This is a genomic window from Pelomonas lactea (assembly GCF_043555885.1).
Taxonomy (GTDB): Bacteria; Pseudomonadota; Gammaproteobacteria; order Burkholderiales; family Burkholderiaceae_C; genus Pelomonas; species Pelomonas lactea.
In genome coordinates this window covers 223,986-242,450 of record NZ_JBIGHX010000009.1, presented here as the reverse complement: position 1 = coordinate 242,450, position 18,465 = coordinate 223,986, and the positions used below count along the sequence as shown (strand labels likewise).

At 70.4% G+C, this 18,465-nt stretch carries 21 protein-coding genes; 6 read left to right on the top strand and 15 right to left on the bottom strand.

The genetic code is table 11. The features are described from left to right. Positions 1-20: 20 nt before the first annotated feature. The 5 genes from ACG04Q_RS22190 to ACG04Q_RS22170 all read right to left on the bottom strand — a co-directional run bounded on the left by ACG04Q_RS22190 (position 21) and on the right by ACG04Q_RS22170 (position 3,221). On the bottom strand, positions 21-536 hold the full coding sequence (locus ACG04Q_RS22190) for a DUF2946 family protein (RefSeq protein ID WP_394513665.1): 516 nt from the start codon (positions 534-536) through the stop codon (positions 21-23). 11 nt (positions 537-547) lie between these two features. After that, a complete protein-coding gene (locus ACG04Q_RS22185; RefSeq protein ID WP_394513664.1) occupies positions 548-1,513 on the bottom strand; it encodes a YheT family hydrolase in 966 nt (321 codons plus the stop codon). Continuing rightward, a complete protein-coding gene (locus ACG04Q_RS22180; RefSeq protein WP_394513663.1) occupies positions 1,513-1,968 on the bottom strand; it encodes a YybH family protein in 456 nt (151 codons plus the stop codon). The genes ACG04Q_RS22185 and ACG04Q_RS22180 overlap by 1 nt, the downstream gene beginning before the upstream one ends. 82 nt (positions 1,969-2,050) lie before the next feature. Beyond that, positions 2,051-2,266, bottom strand: a complete 216-nt coding sequence (locus ACG04Q_RS22175) for a zinc-finger domain-containing protein (protein WP_394513661.1) — start codon at positions 2,264-2,266, stop codon at positions 2,051-2,053. A gap of 22 nt (positions 2,267-2,288) precedes the next feature. Further along, entirely contained in the window at positions 2,289-3,221 is a 933-nt protein-coding gene (locus ACG04Q_RS22170; RefSeq protein ID WP_394513660.1) for a branched-chain amino acid transaminase, read from the bottom strand. A 314-nt stretch (positions 3,222-3,535) separates the two neighbouring features. Between ACG04Q_RS22170 and ACG04Q_RS22165 the strand changes: the two genes are divergently transcribed. Next, entirely contained in the window at positions 3,536-4,243 is a 708-nt protein-coding gene (locus ACG04Q_RS22165) for a PEP-CTERM sorting domain-containing protein (RefSeq protein WP_394513659.1), read from the top strand. A gap of 21 nt (positions 4,244-4,264) precedes the next feature. On the opposite strand, the gene ACG04Q_RS22160 is transcribed toward ACG04Q_RS22165, so the two are convergent. The 5 genes from ACG04Q_RS22160 to ACG04Q_RS22140 form a co-directional block, all read right to left on the bottom strand. Further along, positions 4,265-4,663, bottom strand: a complete 399-nt coding sequence (locus tag ACG04Q_RS22160; RefSeq protein ID WP_394513658.1) for a hypothetical protein — start codon at positions 4,661-4,663, stop codon at positions 4,265-4,267. Continuing rightward, the gene (locus tag ACG04Q_RS22155; RefSeq protein ID WP_394513657.1) at positions 4,660-5,031 is read right to left on the bottom strand and encodes an antibiotic biosynthesis monooxygenase family protein; all 372 of its coding nucleotides are present in this window, start codon (positions 5,029-5,031) and stop codon (positions 4,660-4,662) included. The genes ACG04Q_RS22160 and ACG04Q_RS22155 overlap by 4 nt, the downstream gene beginning before the upstream one ends. A gap of 25 nt (positions 5,032-5,056) precedes the next feature. Beyond that, positions 5,057-5,488, bottom strand: a complete 432-nt coding sequence (locus ACG04Q_RS22150) for a hypothetical protein (protein WP_394513656.1) — start codon at positions 5,486-5,488, stop codon at positions 5,057-5,059. Positions 5,489-5,587: 99 nt separating this feature from the next. After that, positions 5,588-6,952: a DNA repair protein RadA gene (radA, locus tag ACG04Q_RS22145; protein ID WP_394513655.1), complete on the bottom strand. Its 1,365-nt coding sequence runs from the start codon at positions 6,950-6,952 to the stop codon at positions 5,588-5,590. A 13-nt stretch (positions 6,953-6,965) separates the two neighbouring features. Then, positions 6,966-7,667, bottom strand: a complete 702-nt coding sequence (locus tag ACG04Q_RS22140; RefSeq protein ID WP_394513653.1) for a hypothetical protein — start codon at positions 7,665-7,667, stop codon at positions 6,966-6,968. A gap of 96 nt (positions 7,668-7,763) precedes the next feature. Here ACG04Q_RS22140 and ACG04Q_RS22135 point away from each other — a divergent pair, with 96 nt between their 5' ends. From ACG04Q_RS22135 to ACG04Q_RS22125, 3 genes are all read left to right on the top strand, one after another. Further along, positions 7,764-8,393 carry a LysE family transporter gene (locus ACG04Q_RS22135; RefSeq protein WP_394513652.1) on the top strand — a complete coding sequence of 210 codons (630 nt, stop codon included), beginning with the start codon at positions 7,764-7,766 and terminating at the stop codon, positions 8,391-8,393. A 165-nt stretch (positions 8,394-8,558) separates the two neighbouring features. After that, positions 8,559-9,446 carry a DMT family transporter gene (locus tag ACG04Q_RS22130; RefSeq protein WP_394513651.1) on the top strand — a complete coding sequence of 296 codons (888 nt, stop codon included), beginning with the start codon at positions 8,559-8,561 and terminating at the stop codon, positions 9,444-9,446. A 113-nt stretch (positions 9,447-9,559) separates the two neighbouring features. After that, positions 9,560-10,885: a TolB family protein gene (locus ACG04Q_RS22125; protein ID WP_394513649.1), complete on the top strand. Its 1,326-nt coding sequence runs from the start codon at positions 9,560-9,562 to the stop codon at positions 10,883-10,885. A 1-nt stretch (position 10,886) separates the two neighbouring features. On the opposite strand, the gene arfB is transcribed toward ACG04Q_RS22125, so the two are convergent. Then, positions 10,887-11,294, bottom strand: coding sequence for an alternative ribosome rescue aminoacyl-tRNA hydrolase ArfB (gene arfB / locus ACG04Q_RS22120; RefSeq protein WP_394513648.1), 408 nt, complete (start codon positions 11,292-11,294; stop codon positions 10,887-10,889). Then, positions 11,287-12,387 (bottom strand): alanine racemase, encoded by a 1,101-nt coding sequence (alr, locus tag ACG04Q_RS22115; protein ID WP_394513647.1) that lies wholly within the window; start codon positions 12,385-12,387, stop codon positions 11,287-11,289. The genes arfB and alr overlap by 8 nt, the downstream gene beginning before the upstream one ends. A 209-nt stretch (positions 12,388-12,596) precedes the next feature. On the opposite strand from alr, the gene lplT reads away from it, so the two are divergent. Continuing rightward, positions 12,597-13,889, top strand: a complete 1,293-nt coding sequence (gene lplT / locus ACG04Q_RS22110; RefSeq protein ID WP_394513646.1) for a lysophospholipid transporter LplT — start codon at positions 12,597-12,599, stop codon at positions 13,887-13,889. Between the two features lie 26 nt (positions 13,890-13,915). Here the strand turns inward: lplT and ACG04Q_RS22105 are convergent, their stop codons facing one another. Beyond that, positions 13,916-14,875, bottom strand: a complete 960-nt coding sequence (locus tag ACG04Q_RS22105; protein WP_394513644.1) for a hypothetical protein — start codon at positions 14,873-14,875, stop codon at positions 13,916-13,918. 154 nt (positions 14,876-15,029) lie between these two features. Between ACG04Q_RS22105 and ACG04Q_RS22100 the strand changes: the two genes are divergently transcribed. Further along, on the top strand, positions 15,030-15,518 hold the full coding sequence (locus tag ACG04Q_RS22100) for a glutathione peroxidase (protein ID WP_394513643.1): 489 nt from the start codon (positions 15,030-15,032) through the stop codon (positions 15,516-15,518). A 69-nt stretch (positions 15,519-15,587) separates the two neighbouring features. Here the strand turns inward: ACG04Q_RS22100 and ACG04Q_RS22095 are convergent, their stop codons facing one another. Both ACG04Q_RS22095 and ACG04Q_RS22090 read right to left on the bottom strand, forming a co-directional pair. Further along, on the bottom strand, positions 15,588-17,375 hold the full coding sequence (locus ACG04Q_RS22095; protein ID WP_394513641.1) for a carbohydrate-binding protein: 1,788 nt from the start codon (positions 17,373-17,375) through the stop codon (positions 15,588-15,590). A 365-nt stretch (positions 17,376-17,740) separates the two neighbouring features. Further along, entirely contained in the window at positions 17,741-18,409 is a 669-nt protein-coding gene (locus ACG04Q_RS22090; RefSeq protein ID WP_394513640.1) for a Crp/Fnr family transcriptional regulator, read from the bottom strand. Positions 18,410-18,465 lie beyond the last annotated feature (56 nt).

Below are 18,465 nucleotides of genomic sequence, written 5' to 3'. Positions count from 1 at the left end.
GCGTGCGGGCTTCTTGCATTTCAGGGGTGGGGCCGGCGCTGGTAGCGGTGTGTGGCGGGCAGCTTGGCGGCGATGCAGTCCTGCGGCGTCCAGCGCCGCTGCTCGACGGCCTCGGCGGCCAGCACCATGTCCTGCGAGTGCACGAGGCCGAAGCCGAGGTCGGTGTCCAGGTACAGATGGCCCATCTCGTCCAGCCAGGCGGCCTCGACACGCGCGTCCCGCCCGGTGTGGCTGAGCACGCGGCCATCCGGTTGCAGGCGCCAGACCCAGGGCGTGCTCTCCAGCTCGACGTACACGCGCTGCGGTCCGTTCTGGAAGAACCAGGCGCCGCGCTCGTCGACGTCGTAGTTGCGGCCGATGAAGGCCAGCAGCTTTTCATGCTCGATGCGGCTGCCCTTCACGCGCGGGAAGGGGCCGGCCTGCTGGATGCGGTCGTCGCGCATGTACCAGTCGCCGCGCGCGTCGAGCGCCAGCCAGCCGTAGCAGTGGGGGACGTTGGGCCACTTCTTGAGCGCGGCCTGAACGATGTCGTCCATCGAGGCATCCTTCAGCGGTGCTTGCACAACCAGTCGCAGACCTGCTCGGGCATGGTCAGCAGGTGGCCGGGCATGGGGCCGGCTGCAAAGCCGACATGGCCGCCGTGGCCGGGCTGCCAGAGTGTCACATAAGCGCCCACTTCAGCGGCATGCGGCAGGCTGTGGCCAGGCACGAAGGGGTCGTTGCGTGCGTTGAGCACCAGCGCCGGGATGCGGATGCGGTGCAGGTGCGGCTTGGCGGCGGCGCGGGCCCAGTAGTCCTCGGTGTTGCGGAAGCCGTGCAGCGGCGCGGTGAAGAGGTTGTCGAACTCGTAGATGGTGGAGGCGCGCTTGAGTCGCTCGCCGTCGAACAGGCCGGGGTGCTGCTGCAGCTTGCGCAGCGCCTTGGGGATCATCGTGCGCAGGAAACGGCGCGCGTAGACCTGCTTGTTGAAGCCGCGGTCGATGGCCGCGCCGGCGGCGGCGAGGTCGATGGGCGAGCAGATGGAGCAGACGGCCTGTGCGACGTGGCCGGCGGCATGGCCGGCTTCTTCGGCCCAGCGCATCAACGCATTGCCGCCCAGTGACACGCCGGCCACGAGCAGCGGCGCGCCGTGGCGCTCGCGCAGGCGCTGCAGGATCCAGCCGACTTCTTCGTAGTCGCCCGAGTGGTAGGCGCGCGGCGCGCGGTTGAGCTCGCCCGAGCAGCCGCGGAAATGCGGCAGCGCCATGGCCCAGCCGCGTGCGCGTGCGGCGCTGGCGAAGGCGACGCTGGAGTGGCTGGTGCGGTCGCCCTCCAGGCCGTGGAAGAGGACGAACAGCGGGGCGCCGGCCGGCGCATCCGCGAGGAAGTCGACGTCGATGAAGTCGCCGTCGGGCGTGTCCCAGCGCTCGCGCGTCCAGGCGGGTGGCGGGCCGTTGTGCTGGCGGCTGAACAGCGCCGGCCAGATGGTTTGCAGGTGCCCGCCGGGCAGCCAGCGGGGCGCGCGGTACTGCATCAGTGCAGCGTGCCGGCGTCCGCCACCAGTTCCTGCACGTCACCGGCGCTGCCGGGGCTGGCATGGTGCAGCACCAGGCGCCAGCCCAGCGCCGTCTTCAGGTAGACGTTGGTTGCGATGACCCAGGCAGTCGGCGCCGCCTGGCCGGCTTCGCTGTGCAGCTGCACGCGTTCCAGCACGTGGTGGATGGCGCAGTCGCCGCTGTGCAGCCGGCGCACGCGCTCGGGATGCACGCGCACGGCGCCGCGCTCGAACACCGCCGCGAACGCCGCGCGGATGGCGGGCAGGCCGACGATGCGCGGGCCGCCCGGGTGCACGCAGGCGACGTCCTCGTCGTCGGCCCACAAGGCCATCAGGTGCTCGAGGTCGGCGTGCTGCAGGGCCTCGTAGAACTGGGCTTCGGTGTCGTCGGGCGAGGCCTGCAGGGCGGCTTGTTGGGCGGCGGAGCGGGGCATCAGTGGCCGCCCGGTCGCCGCAAAGGCATTTGTGCCCCCTCGGGGGGCGGCGATCGGAGCGCGCGTGGGGGTGTCATGTGAGTCAGTGGTGGCTGCCCACGACCTCGCCGGCCTTCAGCTTGTAGGCCGTGCCGCAGTACGGGCACTGGCCCTGGCCGTCGTGGGTGAGGTCGATGAAGACCTTGGGATGGTTGCTCCACAGCGCCATCTTGGGGTTGGGGCAGAAGACGGTGCCGTTGTCGTTGCAGTCCTTGGCGGTGACTTCGACGGTGGCGGCGGGCGTGGTGTTGGTGCTCATGTTGTTTGCTCTCGGACGGCGTTTAGACCGCGGTCAGCCATTCGGCGTACTTGGGGTTGCGGCCGTTGACGATGTCGAAGAAGGCCGACTGGATCTTTTCGGTGATGGGGCCACGCGAGCCGCTGCCGATCTCGATGCGGTCCAGCTCGCGGATGGGGGTCACTTCCGCGGCGGTGCCGGTGAAGAAGGCCTCGTCGCAGATGTAGACCTCGTCGCGGGTGATGCGCTTCTCGACCAGCTTCAGGCCCAGGTCCTGGCAGATCGAGAAGATGGTGTTGCGGGTGATGCCGTTGAGCGCGCCGGCCGACAGATCGGGCGTGTAGACGACGCCGTTCTTGATGACGAACAGGTTCTCGCCCGCGCCCTCCGACACAAAGCCGGACGCGTCCAGCAGCAGCGCCTCGTCGTAGCCGTCGTCGGTGGCTTCCATGTTGGCCAGGATGGAGTTGGTGTAGTTGGACACCGTCTTGGCCTGCGTCATCGTGATGTTGACGTGGTGGCGGGTGTAGGAACTGGTCTTCACGCGGATGCCGCGCTTCAGGCCCTCCTCGCCCAGGTAGGCGCCCCAGCTCCACGCGGCCACCATCAGGTGCACCTGGTTGCCCTTGGGGCTGACGCCCAGCTTCTCGGAGCCGATCCAGATCAGCGGGCGGATGTAGGCGCTCTTGAGATTGTTGGCCTTGACGACGGCGCGCTGGGCCTCGTTGATCTCTTCGGCCGAGAACGGCACCTTCATGCGCAGGATCTTGCCGCTGTTGAGCAGGCGCTGCGTGTGCTCCTGCAGCCGGAAGATGGCCGTGCCGTTGACGGTGTCGTAGGCGCGCACGCCCTCGAAGGCGCCGCAGCCATAGTGCAGCGTGTGCGTCAGCACGTGGATCTTGGCGTCGCGCCAGTCGACGAGCTCGCCGTCCATCCAGATCTTGCCGTCGCGGTCGTGCAGGGGGGCGGGAACCATCGGGTACTCCAGGCTGAAGAAGGAAAAACGGCGATTTTACGAAGAGCCCGGCACTTCGCCCGCTTGGACCAGCCGCCATTCGGTGAGCCCGACTTTCTTTGGCGCGGCATCGACGTCGTTGCCGCAACGCGCAGCCGGCGGGCGCGGCCTTGAGGATGTCTCGAGTCGGCCGTGACGCGCTTGCTGTCCGCCCGCGGTGTGGGGTGTGGTTGTGCAGGCCTTGTTGGCGTCCGGCTGCGTTTTTGATGTGAGGAGGTTCACGTGTTGCGCCGCGACGAGGCCATGGGATCGTCCATGTGAGGGGGCGTGTGCGCTTGCTCCAGTTGGTGCATGAAGGAACAATATTTGCGTGGCGTTTGAATATTCGCCAAATCCGTCAATCCCTAGTTTCAAGAGTGTTTCCCATGCTGCGACTCTGCTTCCCCACCAAGTTGAATTCCGCAGTCTGCGCATTGCTGCTGGCTGGTGCTGCCGTGGGCGCGCATGCTGCCAACGGCCGTGGCAACGGCAATGGAAATGGCAACGGAAACGGAAACGGCACGGGCGGCAGCACCTCGCAGGCCTGCAGCTTTTCGGACCTGAGCGTCGGCGGCGCCTGCGCCGGCCTCTACAGCGGCAACCTGCTCAACACCGCGGATGCGAGCAAGGTCGCTGGAATCCTGAACACGCTGACCAACAGCACGTCGTGGACTTCTGCGACGGTGGCGACTGCCACCAGCGCGGCCAAGCTCGAACTGAACGGTGGCAGCACCGTCAACTTTGCCGGCCTGTTGTACGGGATGACGCTGGTGGGCATCCACAAGGGCGCTGCGGGAGGCGCCAACGGCACCGCCTTCTACTACTTCGATGCGGGTTCGGCGGGCCTGGACAGCTTCAGCTTCAATCTGGGCGGGTCCTCGGGTGCGGTGCTCTACAGCACCGGTGTCGCCGCCGTCGTGCCGGAACCCCAAAGCTACGTGCTGCTGGCCGCCGGCCTGGGTGTGCTGGCTTTCCTGGCGCGTCGCCGGTCGCGCCGCGACTGATCGCTTCGGCGGCCGACCGTTTCAGTCGGCCGCCGCCTCACTCGCTTGCTCGGGCCGAATCAACGTCCAGCGCGAGACCTTCCCGCCCTCCAGCACCACCTCGACGCTCACATCGCCAGGATCCGTCCAGCGGTAGCGCTTGGGCGCATCGCCGAGTTTCTGGCCCAGGCTCCCGGTCAGCGTCAGCAGGTCGACCAGCGTCATGCCCTCGTGCAGCTGGCTGTTCAGCATCACGGCACTGCCGACGGAGCCCATCGGCGCTTTGCCGGCCTTTTGCATCAGCCGCATCAGCCGGCTCATCTGCAGCAGCAGCCAGAAGATGATGCCCGTCGTCGCGAAGATGACGCCCTGCCAGCCCAGCAGCACGCCGCCCAGCACCAGCGCCGCCAGCGCCAGGCCCACGCCCAGCCACGGGTTCATGCCCGCTCCTCGTTCGACGTGAGTGCCGCCGGGTCCTGCAGGCCATCCGCGCGCTGCCAGGCGTAGGCACGTTCGACCCGGGCGACGCGCAGCGTGTAGTGTTGATACCAGTCGCTGCGGCCGGTGTCGCGTGCGACGCGGTGTTCGGCGTGGCGGCGCCACGCGGCGATGTCTTCTTCGCTGCGCCAGTAGGACACCGTGATGCCCAGCCCGTCGGCGTCGCGCGCACTGTCGGCGCCGAGGTAGCCCGGCTGCGCGGCGGCCAGCGCCACCATGCGGTCGGCGGTGTCGGCGTAGCCGCTGTCGACGGCGGTGCGCTGGCTGGTGAAGATGACGGCGTAGTAGGGCGGTGGGGGCAGGGCGCTCATGATGGCGCGCATCCTGCCATGAAGGTCAGCCAGTCACCTTCAACAGCACGCAGCGCACCCACTGGCCACTCTCTAGCGCCTCGTGGTGGCCGTTCAGGAACTGCTCGGCCGTGGAATTGCGCGCCGTGAAGCACATGCCGTGCAGGATGCCCATGCGCGGCACGGGGCGCGACCACTTGCGCTCGACGACGCCGTTGAACCACGACACCTGCTCGTCGTCGCTGTCCATGTCGGAGCGGCCCAGCAGCAGCACCACCTCGTACTTGTCGTCCGTCAACGGCTCCGTGGCACTGGTCAGCACCTGCAGACCGCCGTCGCTCATGTTCAGCACCAGGCCGGCCGGGCCCTGGCTGAACTGCACGGGTTTGAAGACCCAGCCGGGCAGGGAGTCGGCGTCGTGCTGGGCAGCGAGAAAGTCGGTGCGGACATGCTGCCGGAGGTTGGCGGGATCGGACATGAAATGGCTCCTGCGTCGATGGCCCGATCCTAAGCAGACTTTGCGACGTGCAGAACAAAGGCAATCCCGCGGCCGCTCAGCGCTCTCCCGACGACAGCGTCAGAGCAGGCCCCGCAGCACGTCGATGGCCTGCTCCACCCGCTCGACGGCGTGGATGGTCAGCCCGTCGATGGGCTTCTTGGGCGCGTTGGCCTTGGGCACGATGGCGACGCTGAAGCCCAGCTTGGCGGCCTCCTTGAGCCGCTCCTGGCCGCGCGGCGCGGGGCGCACCTCGCCGGCCAGGCCCACCTCGCCGAACGCGATGAAGCCGCGCGGCAGCGGCTTGCCGCGCAGGCTGCTCTGGATGGCCAGCAGCACGGCCAGGTCGGCCGCCGGCTCGCTGATGCGCACGCCGCCCACCGCGTTGACGAACACGTCCTGGTCGCCCGTGGCCACGCCCGCGTGGCGGTGCAGCACGGCCAGCAGCATGGCTAGGCGGTCGCGGTCCAGGCCGACGGACAGGCGCCGCGGGCTGACGCCGCCGCTGTCCACCAGCGCCTGCAGCTCCACCAGCAGCGGCCGCGTGCCTTCCAGCGTGACGAGCACGCAGCTGCCCGGCACCGGCTCGGTGTGCGTGCTCAGGAAGATCGCACTCGGGTTGGCCACGCCCTTCAGGCCCTTCTCGGTCATCGCGAACACGCCGATCTCGTTGACGGCGCCGAAGCGGTTCTTGATGGCCCGCACGAGGCGGAAGCTGCTGTGCGTGTCGCCCTCGAAATACAGCACCGTGTCGACGATGTGCTCCAGCACGCGCGGGCCGGCGAGCGCGCCTTCCTTGGTGACGTGGCCCACCAGCACCATCGCGCAGCCGCGTGCCTTGGCGGTGCGGGTGAGTTGCGCCGCGCATTCACGCACCTGCGCCACCGAGCCGGGCGCCGACGACAGCTGCTCGGAGTACAGCGTCTGGATGGAGTCGATGACGCAGAAGTCGGGTTCCTCCGCCTCGATGGTGGCGAGGATCTTCTCCAGCCCGATTTCGGCCAGCACGCGCACCTTGTCGCCCGCCAGGCCCAGCCGGCGCGAGCGCATGGCGACCTGGGCACCGCTTTCCTCACCCGTCACGTACAAGACCTTGACGGTCTGGCTCAGCGACTCCACCGCCTGCAGCAGCAGCGTGGACTTGCCGATGCCCGGGTCGCCGCCGATCAGCACGACGCCGCCGGCCACGATGCCGCCGCCCAGCACGCGGTCCAGCTCCTCCTGGCCGGTGGGCGTGCGTTCGTAGTCGCTGGCCTCGATCTCGCTGAGCGTGGCCACCGGCTGGCTCTTGGCCAGCGCCTGGTAGCGGTTCTTGGCGCCGCCCTGGGCTTCAGCGGCGGTCTCGGTCAGGGTGTTCCAGGCGCCGCAGTGCGGGCATTTGCCCAGCCATTTGGCGTTGGTGCCGCCGCACTCGGTGCAGGTGTAGATGCTTTTGCTCGTGGCCATGCGGCCATTGTCGTCAGTGCATGCGCCACAGCCTGACAGCATGCGGCAGCGACTGCGCCTCGGGCATCCAGCGGTCCAGCGCCGCCCCGAGGCTCACGCCCGCGACGAGAAAGGCCAGCGCGCCGGCCCGGGTGTGCCGCAGCGCGCAGCGCAGCCAGCCGCCACGGTCGAACTGGCGCTGGTGCCGCCAGGCCAGCCCGGCCGCGAACGCCGCCAGCGCCACTTCCACCGACACCGCCATCAGCACCTCCACGCCGAACAGCAGCGTGACGCCGGTGCCCAGCAGCGCCGCGAGCGCCAGCACCATCGCGATGACGGCGGCGAGGGGCAGCAGCAACAGCGCGCCCTCGTCGGTGTCAGAGGCCAGCTCCAGCGCGTCGAGCGCGTGGCCGCCGGTGCTGGAGCCGGCATCGGCCACGTCCCAGGCGATCTCCGCGGCATCGGTGATGTCCGCGTCCTCGCGGCTCAGCAGGTAGGCCGCCCACAGCCGCAGCAGGCCCAGGTAGGCGGCGTAGCTGACCGCCAGGCTCAGCCCGAAGCGCAGCGACAGCGCGTCCACGCCGGCGTGGCGCAGCAGTGCGCCGCTCAGCCACAGGCAGCCCAGGCAGCACAGCGCGATCAGACCCACGTGCAGGCGCAGCCAGCGGTGCGCCTGCAGCCAGCGGCGGGTGTGGAGGACCTGGCGCTGCACGGAGGGTTGGGCGTCGCGTCGCATCCCGTCATTCTGGCGTGAGGCCTTGGCATGACGACCGGCGCGCGCCGCCGGGCTGGGGCACACTGGCCCGCCTTGTCGTATGCGCCGGAGCCGCTCATGGAATTCGCCACCTGGTTGACCCTCTTCGCCGCCTGCTGGGCGATCAGCCTGTCGCCCGGCGCCGGCGCCGTGGCGGCCATGAGCGCCGGGCTGAGCCACGGCTTCAGGCGCGGCTACTTCATGACCTTCGGGCTCATCCTGGGCATCCTGACCCAGGTGCTGTTCGTGAGCGCCGGCCTGGGGGCGCTGATCGCCGCGTCCGAGACCGCGTTCGCCGTCATCAAGTGGGCGGGCGTGGCCTACCTCATCTGGCTGGGCGTGCAGCAGTGGCGTGCGCCGGCCCGGCCGCTGGTGGCGTCGGACGATGGCGCCGTGCAGGTCACGCGCCGCCAGCTGGTGCTGCGCGGCTGGGGCATCAACGCCGTCAACCCCAAGGGCACCGTGTTCCTGCTGGCGGTGGTGCCGCAGTTCCTGGACCTGCATGCGCCGCTGGCGCCGCAGTACCTCGTCATCGGCGCCACGCTGTCGTTCACCGACCTGGTCGTCATGGGTGGCTACACCGCGCTGGCCGCCCGCGTGCTGGCCGCGCTGAAGAGTGCACACCACATCAAGGTCATGAACCGCGTGTTCGGCTCGCTGTTCGTCGTGGCCGGCGTGTTGCTGGCCAGCTTCAAGCGGCACACCTGAAGCCCCCGCCCGTCTCGGCTCCGGCTGAACGCCGGCCGTTCCGGTCGCCCCCCGAGGGGGCGGCGATGCTGGGCGGGTCGACCGCCCAGCACATCGCCGGGGCGGGCCGGCTTGGGAGCGGCCCGGCGCTCGGCCCGCATGAATCGCTGTTTTCTTCGGTTACCCATGTCCACCACATCGCCCGGCCGCTGGCTGTTCTGGGGCCCCACGCTGATCTGGGCCAGCACCTGGCACGTCATCCTGTACCAGCTCGACTCCGGCGTGCCGGTCTTCAACTCGGTGGCCTGGCGATTCGGGCTGGCCGCGCTGCTGCTGGCCGCGCTGGCGCGTTGGCAGGGCCAGTCGCTGCGGCTGCCGCGCAGCGCCCACCTGCTGATGGCAGCCACCGGCATCGTGCAGTACAGCGGCAACTACCTGTCCGTCTACCAGGCGGAGCGCCACATCCCGTCGGGCCTGGTGGCGGTGCTGTTCTGCCTGATGGTCTACGGCAACGCGCTGTCGGGCCGCGTGTTCTTCGGCCAGCCGGTCACGCGGCGCTTCCTGGCCTCGGCCAGCGGCGGCGTGCTGGGCGTGGTGCTGATCTTCTGGCCCGAGATCGCCGCCACCGGCGCCCGGCCCACCGCCGCATTGGGCCTGGGGCTGGGCCTGTTCGCGGTGCTGGTGGCCTGCATCGGCAACGTGCTGACGCTGACGCTCACCAAGCGCGGCCTGCCGCTGGTGCCGGTGCTGGCGTGGAGCATGGGCTACGGCGCGGTGTTCCTGCTCGGCGTGTCGGTCGTCAGCGGCCAGGGCCTGCATTTCGACCTGCGCCTGCCCTACGTGCTGAGCCTGCTGTACCTGGCGGTGGCGGGTTCGGTCATCGCCTTCGTGCTGTATTTCAAGCTGGCCCAGGCGCGCGGGCCGGCGCATGCGGCGCTGACGGGCGTGGTGATTCCCGTCATCGCGCTGGTGATCTCGGCCGTGTTCGAGGGCTGGCGGGCCACGCCGCTGGCCGTGGGCGGCATGGCGCTGTGCCTGGTCAGTCTGTGGGTGGCCACGCGGCCGGCGCGCTAGCCGCGCGCCCGTCCGCGTGCCGGCCGGTTTCGTCGGCGTGGCGGCGGCTTCGTCGCGGTGGGGCCCACTGCGGCTCGGGTCTGCCTACCATGCCGGCGCAAGGAGGGCAGGGCATGCGTGGAGCGGCAGCCGGGTTGGGGTTGGCGGTGTGCGCCTGGGCGTGCGCGGCGTCGGCCGCCGGCCTGGGCGTGGAGTGGGTGGACTTGGGTGCCGGCCCGGGCGAGCAGGTCTACAACCTGCAGGAACAGGGCGATCTGCGCGTGTTCGCCCGCTCGGCGGCGGGCTTCCAGCAGGCGCGGATCTTCCTGCAGCGCCGCTTGGGCGGCGCATGGCAGGCGGCTGAGCCGCTGCCGTTCAGCGAGGCACGCTGGCGTGACTCCGACCCCCACCTCAGCGCCGACGGCCGGGTGCTGACCTTCATTGCCAGCCGGCCGGCGCCGGACGGTGCCGTGCCCGCGCATCCGGACCTCTATGAATCGCGCTGGCAGGACGGCCGCTGGAGCGAGCCGCAGCGCCTGCCCGAGCGCTGGCAGAGTGCGGCCTATGAACTGGGCCCCGAGCGTTATGGCGACACGCTCTACTTCGCCTCTGCCCGCCCGGGCGGGCCGGGGCGCCTGTCGGTCTACCGTGTCGGCGCGCCCGACGCGACGCCCGAGCCGCTGCCTGCGCCCATCAACGACGGCGCGCAGAACAGCGACTTCACGCTGACGCCCGACGGCCGCTTCGCGCTGTGGTGGAGCGACCGTGGCGGCGCCGACGGCGGTGGCGGCGACCTCTACCTGGCCGAGCGCGTGGGCGAGGGGGTCGGCCCGCCGATCCGCCTGCCCGCGCCGGTCAACGGCCCGGGCTTCGAGTTCACCCCCTCGGTCAGCGCCGACGGACGCTGGTTGTATTTCGCCTCCACGCGGGACGACGCGCAGGGCCTGGCGGCGGTGTACCGCGTGTCCTGGCCCGGGCTGCTGGCCGCGCTGGGCCCGGCGGCCACCGCACACAGCCAAGCCGCGCTGGACCGGGCGGTGAGCCGGCTGTGGCAGGCCATCGGCCATGCGCCGGGGCAGGGTTCCGACGTGGCCGCCCTGCAGCAGTTGTTGCATCCCGAGGGACGGGTGTTCGGCCAGCGGCTCAAGGCCAGCAGCGTGCAGGTGGGCATCTGGCCGGTGGCGCAGTTCCTGGCCGACATGGCCCAGCCCTCGCCGCGCGGTCTGCACGAGTGCGAGGTGGAGCGGCAGCAGCGCCGCTTCGGCGGCCACGTCCAGGTCTACAGCGTGGTGCAGACCCGCCACGACCCGGCCCAGGCCGCTCCCGCCTACACCGGCGTGAACAGCATGCAGTGGCAGCTGGGCCCGCAGGGCTGGCAGCTGCTGAGCCTGCACTATGCGCTGGAGGCGCCGGGCCTGGGCCTGCCCGTCGCCGAGGCCCCGGTGGCCTGCCGGGGTTGATTCAGTCCAGCACCCGGCCGCGACCAGCCTTCACGCTGCTGCGCTTGGACTTGCCCTCCAGCCGGCGCTGCTGCGAACCGTAGGTGGGCCGGGTGGCGCGCCGCGCCTTGGGCACGTGCGCGGCGGCCTGGACCAGCTCGATCAGCCGGGCCACGGCGTCGGCGCGGTTGCGTTCCAGGCTGCGCGAGTCCTGCGCCTTGATGACGACGATGCCATCCGCCGTGATGCGCTGGTCGGCCCAGCCCAGCAGCCGCGCCTTCACCGCCTCGGGCAGGCTGGACGCGCGGATGTCGAAGCGCAGGTGGACGGCGTTGCTGACCTTGTTGACGTTCTGCCCGCCCGGGCCGCTGGCGCGGATGGCGTCGAACTGCAGCTCGTCCGGCCGCGGTGTCCAGGCGAGATCAGGCACTGCGGATAGGCACACGCGGGGCCACGGCGCACATCAGCTCGTAGCCGATGGTGCCCGCGGCCTGCGCGACCTCGTCAATGGGCAGGCGCGACTGGCGCGGGCCCTCGCCCCACAGCGTCACCTCGCTGCCCCAGCCGCTGGCGGGCAGCGCCGTCAGGTCCACGGCCAGCATGTCCATGGACACGCGGCCCAGCGTGCGCGTGCGGTGGCCGTCCACGAGGATGGGCGTGCCGGTGGGCGCGTGGCGCGGGTAGCCGTCGGCATAGCCGCAGGCCACGATGCCGATGCGCATCGGCTGCTCCGCCGTGAAGGCGCTGCCGTAGCCCACCGTGTCGCCGGCTTGCAGCTGCTGGACGCCGATGACCCGGGAGCGCAGCGTCATCGCCGGCCGCAGGTCCCAGTGGGCGGCGTCGTGCTCGGGAAAGTCGGGCACGCCGCCGTAGCTCATGATGCCGGCGCGCACCCAGTCGCTGGCCGTGCGGCCGGCATGGCGCAGCGTGGCGGCGCTGTTGGCGATGGTGCGCTCGCCGGCGAGGCCCTCCGTGGCGGCGCCGAACGCGGCCAGCTGGTGGGCGATGCCGTCGCGACCTTGCCGCAAGCTGTCGGCGTCGGAGAAATGCGTCATCAGCCCGATCTCGTCGACCTGCGGCAGCGCGTCCAGCCGCGCGTAGGCGGCACGGAACGCGGCCGGCGTGAAGCCCAGCCGGTTCATGCCCGAGTTCAGCTTGAGGAACACGCGGTGCGGCTCGTGCGTCTTGTGCATCGCCAGCCAGTCGATCTGCTGCTCGCAGTGCACCGCATGCCACAGCTTCAGGCGCGAGCACAGCTCCAGGTCGCGCGGCTCGAACACGCCTTCCAGCAGCAGGATGGGGCCGCGCCAGTCCAGCGCGCGCAGGCGCTGGGCTTCCTCCAGGTCCAGCAGCGCGAAGCCGTCGGCGGCGCGCAGGCCGTCGAAGGCGCGTTCGATGCCGTGGCCGTAGGCGTTGGCCTTCACGACCGCCCAGACCCGGGCGTTGGGCGCCTGCGCGCGGGCGCGGGCCAGGTTGTGGGCAAGGGCGTCGGTGTGGACGAGGGCTTCGATGGGGCGGGGCATATCAGTGCGCGTTCGGCGCCCTGCGCCACCGGGGTGCCTTCGTGGGGCAGGTCGGCTCGCAGCAGGGCGGGGGCATCATGGGAGCCGCCATTCTGCGCGCGAGAATGGTGCGGGAATGGGCCGCAGGCTGCGTGCTATAAACCCGCGCCGCCCGTTCTTCGTCGGCCTCTGCAGCTCACGACTCCCTTGTCAGGATCGAACTCCGGTCAATGAAACGCGGCTTCTACACCATCATGTCGGCGCAGTTCTTCAGCTCGCTGGCTGATAACGCGCTCTTCGTCGCCGCGGTCGAACTGCTGCGCTCGTCCGGCGCCGCCGAGTGGCAGCGCGCCGCGCTGGTGCCCATGTTTGCGCTGTTCTACGTGGTGCTGGCGCCCTTCGTCGGTGCGTTCGCCGACGCGGTGCCCAAGGGCAAGGTGATGTTCTATTCGAACAGCATCAAGGTGGTGGGCTGCCTGATGATGCTGTTCGGCACGCATCCGTTGATGGCCTACGCCATCGTGGGCCTGGGCGCGGCGGCCTATTCGCCCGCCAAGTACGGCATCCTGACCGAGCTGCTGCCGCCGTCGCAGCTGGTCAAGGCCAACGGCTGGATCGAGGGCCTGACCATCGCGTCCATCATCCTGGGCGTGCTGCTGGGCGGGCAGCTGATCGGCGACCGCATCTCCGGCATGCTGCTGGGCTTTGACCTGCCGCTGATCGACACCGGCATCGACACCGGCCCCGAGGCGGCCATCGCCAGCCTCGTGGGGCTGTACGTGCTGGCTGCGCTGTTCAACCTGCGCATCCCGCGCACCGACGCGCCGCTGCAACCGGTTGCCCACAGCCTCGTGGGCCTGGTGCGCGACTTCTCCAGCTGCAACAGCCGCCTGTGGCAGGACAAGCTGGGCCAGATCTCGCTGGCCACGACGACGCTGTTCTGGGGTGTCAGCGGCAACCTGCGCTACATCGTGCTGGCCTGGGCCGCCGCGGCGCTGGGCTATGGCACGCAGCAGGCGTCGTCGCTGGTGGGTGTCGTCGCCATCGGCACGGCCGTGGGCGCCGTCGTCGCGTCGCTGTACTGTCGGCTGGACCGCGCCACCACCGTCATCCCGCTGGGCATCGCGATGGGCCTGCTGGTCATCTTCATGAACCTGATCGGCAACGTCTGGGTGGCGGCGCCGTTCCTGATCCTGCTGGGCGGCATCGGCGGCTATCTGGTGGTGCCGATGAACGCGCTGCTGCAGCACCGCGGCCACAACCTGATGGGCGCCGGCCGCAGCATCGCGGTGCAGAACTTCAACGAGCAGGCCTGCATCCTGGGCCTGGGCGCGTTCTACACGGCCATGACGCGCTTCGGGCTGTCGGCCTTCGGCGCCATCACCATCTTCGGCATCGTCGTGGCCGGCACGATGTGGTGGATCCGCCGCTGGCACCAGCGCAACCTCGTCGAGCACAAGGAAGAGGTCGAGCACCTGCTGGACCTGGCGCGCTCCGACGACCTCAAGCCGGTTGACCGTTAGGCCGGCGCAGCGCGCCGGGAGCGGGTTTATTTCACGCGGCCCTTGCGGCCCGTGGGCACCGGCACCAGGTGCTTGCCCTCCAACACCATCTCGATGTGCTCGCTCCACGCGCGGGCGATCTTGAAGCAGCCGCTGTGGTTGAGGTGGATCTCGTTGTGCCAGTCGCCGCTGATGCCCGTCGAGCCGGGCGCGGCCAGCGCCAGCGGCACCGTGGTGGAGTCGAACACGAACAGGCCGGGGAAGCCTTCGCTGTCCGCCGCCATGCCCTTGAGGAGTTGCGCGAGGTGGAAGACCATCAACCGGCTCACCGCCGCCCAGTCGGCCGCGGGTACGCCGTAGGCCTTCATGGCCGGATACAGCCAGGGGCCGCTGGCGGCGCCGAGGTCGTCGTTGCTCTCGGCGCCGGCCGGGCGCGGCATGGGCACGGCATAGCAGTGCATGAAGACCGGCTTGCCCGCCGACGGGCCCTGGTCGCGCAGGCTCAGCAGGTGTTTGACGTTGGCGCGCAGGTACTCGGCATAGGTGGCCCAGCCGGGCTCGGAGAAGTAGCGCGCCACGCCGGCCGACGGCGGGCCCCACTCGGTCTGGCGGCGCATGAGGCGCAGCTCCAGCGGGATGGGGTTGCCGGCCGCATCATGGGCCGGCGTGCGCGCGGCGGCGATCAGGTCGTTGCCGCCGACTGACAGCAGCACGCCGTCCCACGCGGGAGCGTCGGGGCCGCTGAGCAGCCGCACGAAGTCGGCGCTGGATTCCAGGTCCACCATGTGCGAGAGCGCGTTGCCGGTGCCGGCGCAGTTCACGGCCGCGGTCTGACCCTTGAACACCAGCTCCTGCAGCAGGTTGGCGTGGGCGTTGAGCTTGTCGCGCGAGTTCGAGAACCAGGAATCGCCCTGAGCCAGCAGCCTCCAGCGGAACGCGCTCAGGTCGGGCGGGGTGCTGCCGGCCAGATCGGCGGGGGTGAAGCAAGCCAGGTGATCCATGAACATGCGCGGGTTCCGGGGGGCTAGTTGTGGGCCGGGCCAACCCAGAGGGCGGCTCCGAAGTTCGCGCGATTGGAAGGCCTGCCGCGCGGCGGGCGCCATGCTACAAACCCTCACGCCCGCCCGGCGGTAGCATGCGCGTTTCTTCTAGGGAGGCTCCATGACTGAAAGCGTCTTCGACTTCCAGGCCACCTCCATCCGCGGCGAGCCCGCGGCGCTGGCCTCCCAGCGCGGCAAGGTGCTGCTCATCGTCAACACGGCCAGCGAGTGCGGCTTCACGCCGCAGTTCAAGGGCCTGGAGCAGCTGTGGCAGGACTACGGCCCGAAGGGCCTGGTCATCATCGGTTTCCCGAGCAACGAGTTCGGCGGCCAGGACCCCGGCAGCAACGACCAGATCGCGAGCTTCTGTGAGCTCAATTACGGCGTCAGCTTTCCGATGATGGCCAAGATCAAGGTCAACGGCAGCGACGCCCATCCGCTGTGGAAGTTCCTGAAGAGCGAGAAGCCCGGCTTCCTGGGCACCGAGGCCATCAAGTGGAACTTCACGAAGTTCCTGGTCGGGCGCGACGGGCAGGTCATCAAGCGCTATGCGCCGAACGATGCGCCGGAGAAGCTGCGTGGCGACATCGAGGCGGCGCTGAAGGCCTGACAGCGGGAGGGCCTTTCTGGCGGGCGTGCCCGCGCCAGCCCCCACCGCTTTCGCCTGTACGCGGGCCCGTCAGGGCGTCTTGGTCACCCGCAACCAGTTCAAGTTCCAGCCGCCGTTGCGCACCGCGATGCCGAACTTGCGGTTGCCGGCGGGCAGCGTGACGGTGTGGGAGATGGTCGTCCAGTTCTGCCAGCCGCCGGTCGAGGGCACGTTCAGCGCGCCGTACACGACGCTGCCGCCGGCTTCTTCCAGCTGCAGGTTGCCGCCGCCGTTCAGGCTGGCCACGCGGTACTCGATCAGGTAGGTGCCGCCTGCGGTCAGGTTGATGGCGGGGTAGGACAGCCAGTCGCCGGCGTCCAGGTAGCCGACGTTGAGGCCGCCGCCCGTGTCGGTGGTGGCTTCGGTCTGCACGCCGGACTGCGCATCGAAGCTCTCGGCCTGGATGGTGACGCCACCGGGCGTGGGGCTGCCGGCGGGGCTCAGGTCGAGCCAGTTCACGTTGAAGCCGCCTGTCTTGGCCACGATGGCCACGGTCTGGGCGCCGGCGGGCAGGTTGACGGTGTGCTGCACCGTCGTCCAGTTCTGCCAGCCGCCGGTGGCGGGCACGTTCACGGTCCCGAACACGGTGCCGCCCCCGGCCCGCTCCAGCTGGATGACGCCGCCACCCGGTGCGCTGGCCACGCGGTACTTCACGACATGGCTGCCGGCCGTGGGCACGTTGATGTCGTAGGTCATCCAGTCGCCGGCATCGATGTAGCCGACGTTGCTGCCGCCGTCGACGTCGGTGGTGGCCTCGACCTGGATGCCGGCCATGTTGCAGTAGGCCTCGGCCTGCACGCGGGCGGGCAGCGTGGCGCGGCTGCAGCCCGGCGTGGGGGCGCCGCCCCAGCCGCTGATGATCTGTTTGGCCAGCGTGCCCGAGCGGGTCAGCTGCCCAGCGCTCCAGCCGCCCTGGGCCGAGGCACCGGGCACCAGGGCCGAGGCGCCCTCGGACTTGTCGTTCAGCGCCCAGTTGGCATGGCTGATGCCGCGGGTCTTCAGGAAATCCATCCAGGCCGCGGTCTCGCCCTCCGCCACGGCGCCATCGCCGCTGGCGCCGACCGAGCCCCATTCGGTGACGAACAGCGGGATGCCGTTGTTCAGCGCCGTCTGGGCCTTGTCGCGCAGGCCCTGGCCGTGCGTGCCGGCGTAGAAGTGCAGCGTGTAGGCGATGTTGGTGCCGCGGATGGGGTCGCGCGAGGCGACGTCCACGTCCTGCGACCAGTTGGGCGTGCCGACGATGATGAGGTTGTCGGGGTCGATGGCGCGGATGGCGTTGATGACGGCCTGCGCATAGGGCTTGATCGTGCCGCTCCAGGACACGCCCAGCGGCTCGTTGTAGACCTCGTAGATGACGTGGTTGCTGCGGCCGTAGGTGCGGGCCATCTCCTCGAAGAAGGCGACGGCCTGGGTGCGGTAGTCCTCGGCGTGGTGGCTGTGCCAGTCGATGATGACGTACAGGTCGTTGGCGATGGCGGCGTCCACCACGGCCTTGACGCGCGCCTTGTTGCCGGCCGGGTCCTGCAGGTAGCCGCCGCCTTCGTCCACGCCCATGGCCACGCGAACGATGCGGGACTTCCAGTCGTTCTTCAGCCAGGCCACGGCGCCGGCGTTGTAGTACTTCTCGCCGCCCCAGCCGGTGTTGCTCCAGAACAGGCTGTTGCCGGCGAAGCTGGCGGGCTGGCCGCCGGCCAGGATCTTGTTGCCGCTGACCGACAGCGGGCTCACGTCGGCCAGCGCGGCGTCGGCCTGGGCCAGCAGCAGGCCGCCCAACAGCGTGGCGACGGCCCGGCGGGCCTGGGTAGCAAAGGTGTGCATGGGGTGTCTCCTCGAGGTGTTGGCGGCAGCGTTCCGGGCTGCCTGGGCGCGAGTAGAGCCCCCGCGGTTGGCGCGTGTACAGCGTTGTCATTTCTCGTTGCATTCCCGTTTTGACGCTGCTGAACGTGCGCCAGGCGTTGCCAGGCCTGCAGGAGCAGGCCATGAAAGCGCTGTCAATCGGAGCTTGCGCGTCGTGCGAGGCGGCGACGACGGCTGGGCTGCGGCCTGCATGCGTGCTGACCTCCGGGCCCCGGGGGGCGCGCCGGACCCCGACGGTCACCCGCTTTGAACGACCGCGGCTGCGCCCGCCGGCGTTGCCGCGGCGATGCGGCCCGCGCCCCGGTCGGCCCGATGGCAACGCCGGCTCATGCCGTGTTCCGCCACCGCCAGCGGCCCCGCCCGCGCTGCACGCGGCCTGCGGCCTCGGCGGCCGCCAGCAGCTCGTTGGCCGTCTGCCGCGACACATGGGCCAGCTGGGCCAGCTCGGTCTGCGTGGCGGCCACGCTGACCCAGCCGTCGTGTTCCGGCCGGCCGCGTTCCCGCGCCAGCTGGGCCAGCGCCAGCGCGAAGCGCTCGGCCGCGCTCTGGTGGCGAGCCGCCTGCAGCAGCCGCAGCGTGCCGTCGTAGCGCCGCGCAAACTCGGCCAGCAGCGCGCGGGCGAAGCCGGGCGCCTCGTCCATCAGCCGCGTGTACGGCACGCGGCCGAACACCAGCACCTCGGTGGGGCCACGGGCGACGGCCTCGTACTCTGCCGGCTGCCCTGCCGCGAACGCCGCGAGCCCGAACAGCCGCGGCGGTGCGACGTTCTCGATGACCGACACGCCGCCGTCGGTGCCGGTGAAGCGCGTCTCGATCTCGCCGGCGGCCACCGCGTAGAACGCGGCGGGGCGCTGGCCTTGCACGAACAGGCTGCGCCCGTCACCCAGGCGCCGGCGCGGCACCAGCGCCGGCAACTGCGCGGCCAGGTCGGCAGGCAGCGTCAGGCCTGGGAAGTTGGCGGCAAAAACCCGCCACAGCGCGTCGTCGTCGGGCATGCCGCATTGTCGGCTGGCCGACACAAGCCCGGTGCCTGCCTGCCTATGCTGGCCGC

Coding starts and splice junctions, on each gene's coding strand:
- ACG04Q_RS22170 (WP_394513660.1), bottom strand. CDS start 3,221: ATGGTTCCCGCCCCCCTGCACGACCGCGACGGCAAGATCTGGATGGAC.
- ACG04Q_RS22155 (WP_394513657.1), bottom strand. CDS start 5,031: ATGAGCGCCCTGCCCCCACCGCCCTACTACGCCGTCATCTTCACCAGC.
- ACG04Q_RS22185 (WP_394513664.1), bottom strand. CDS start 1,513: ATGCAGTACCGCGCGCCCCGCTGGCTGCCCGGCGGGCACCTGCAAACC.
- radA (WP_394513655.1), bottom strand. CDS start 6,952: ATGGCCACGAGCAAAAGCATCTACACCTGCACCGAGTGCGGCGGCACC.
- ACG04Q_RS22135 (WP_394513652.1), top strand. CDS start 7,764: ATGGAATTCGCCACCTGGTTGACCCTCTTCGCCGCCTGCTGGGCGATC.
- ACG04Q_RS22175 (WP_394513661.1), bottom strand. CDS start 2,266: ATGAGCACCAACACCACGCCCGCCGCCACCGTCGAAGTCACCGCCAAG.
- ACG04Q_RS22150 (WP_394513656.1), bottom strand. CDS start 5,488: ATGTCCGATCCCGCCAACCTCCGGCAGCATGTCCGCACCGACTTTCTC.
- ACG04Q_RS22180 (WP_394513663.1), bottom strand. CDS start 1,968: ATGCCCCGCTCCGCCGCCCAACAAGCCGCCCTGCAGGCCTCGCCCGAC.
- ACG04Q_RS22160 (WP_394513658.1), bottom strand. CDS start 4,663: ATGAACCCGTGGCTGGGCGTGGGCCTGGCGCTGGCGGCGCTGGTGCTG.
- ACG04Q_RS22140 (WP_394513653.1), bottom strand. CDS start 7,667: ATGCGACGCGACGCCCAACCCTCCGTGCAGCGCCAGGTCCTCCACACC.
- alr (WP_394513647.1), bottom strand. CDS start 12,387: ATGCCCCGCCCCATCGAAGCCCTCGTCCACACCGACGCCCTTGCCCAC.
- ACG04Q_RS22190 (WP_394513665.1), bottom strand. CDS start 536: ATGGACGACATCGTTCAGGCCGCGCTCAAGAAGTGGCCCAACGTCCCC.
- ACG04Q_RS22125 (WP_394513649.1), top strand. CDS start 9,560: ATGCGTGGAGCGGCAGCCGGGTTGGGGTTGGCGGTGTGCGCCTGGGCG.
- ACG04Q_RS22105 (WP_394513644.1), bottom strand. CDS start 14,875: ATGTTCATGGATCACCTGGCTTGCTTCACCCCCGCCGATCTGGCCGGC.
- ACG04Q_RS22090 (WP_394513640.1), bottom strand. CDS start 18,409: ATGCCCGACGACGACGCGCTGTGGCGGGTTTTTGCCGCCAACTTCCCA.
- ACG04Q_RS22100 (WP_394513643.1), top strand. CDS start 15,030: ATGACTGAAAGCGTCTTCGACTTCCAGGCCACCTCCATCCGCGGCGAG.
- lplT (WP_394513646.1), top strand. CDS start 12,597: ATGAAACGCGGCTTCTACACCATCATGTCGGCGCAGTTCTTCAGCTCG.
- ACG04Q_RS22095 (WP_394513641.1), bottom strand. CDS start 17,375: ATGCACACCTTTGCTACCCAGGCCCGCCGGGCCGTCGCCACGCTGTTG.
- ACG04Q_RS22130 (WP_394513651.1), top strand. CDS start 8,559: ATGTCCACCACATCGCCCGGCCGCTGGCTGTTCTGGGGCCCCACGCTG.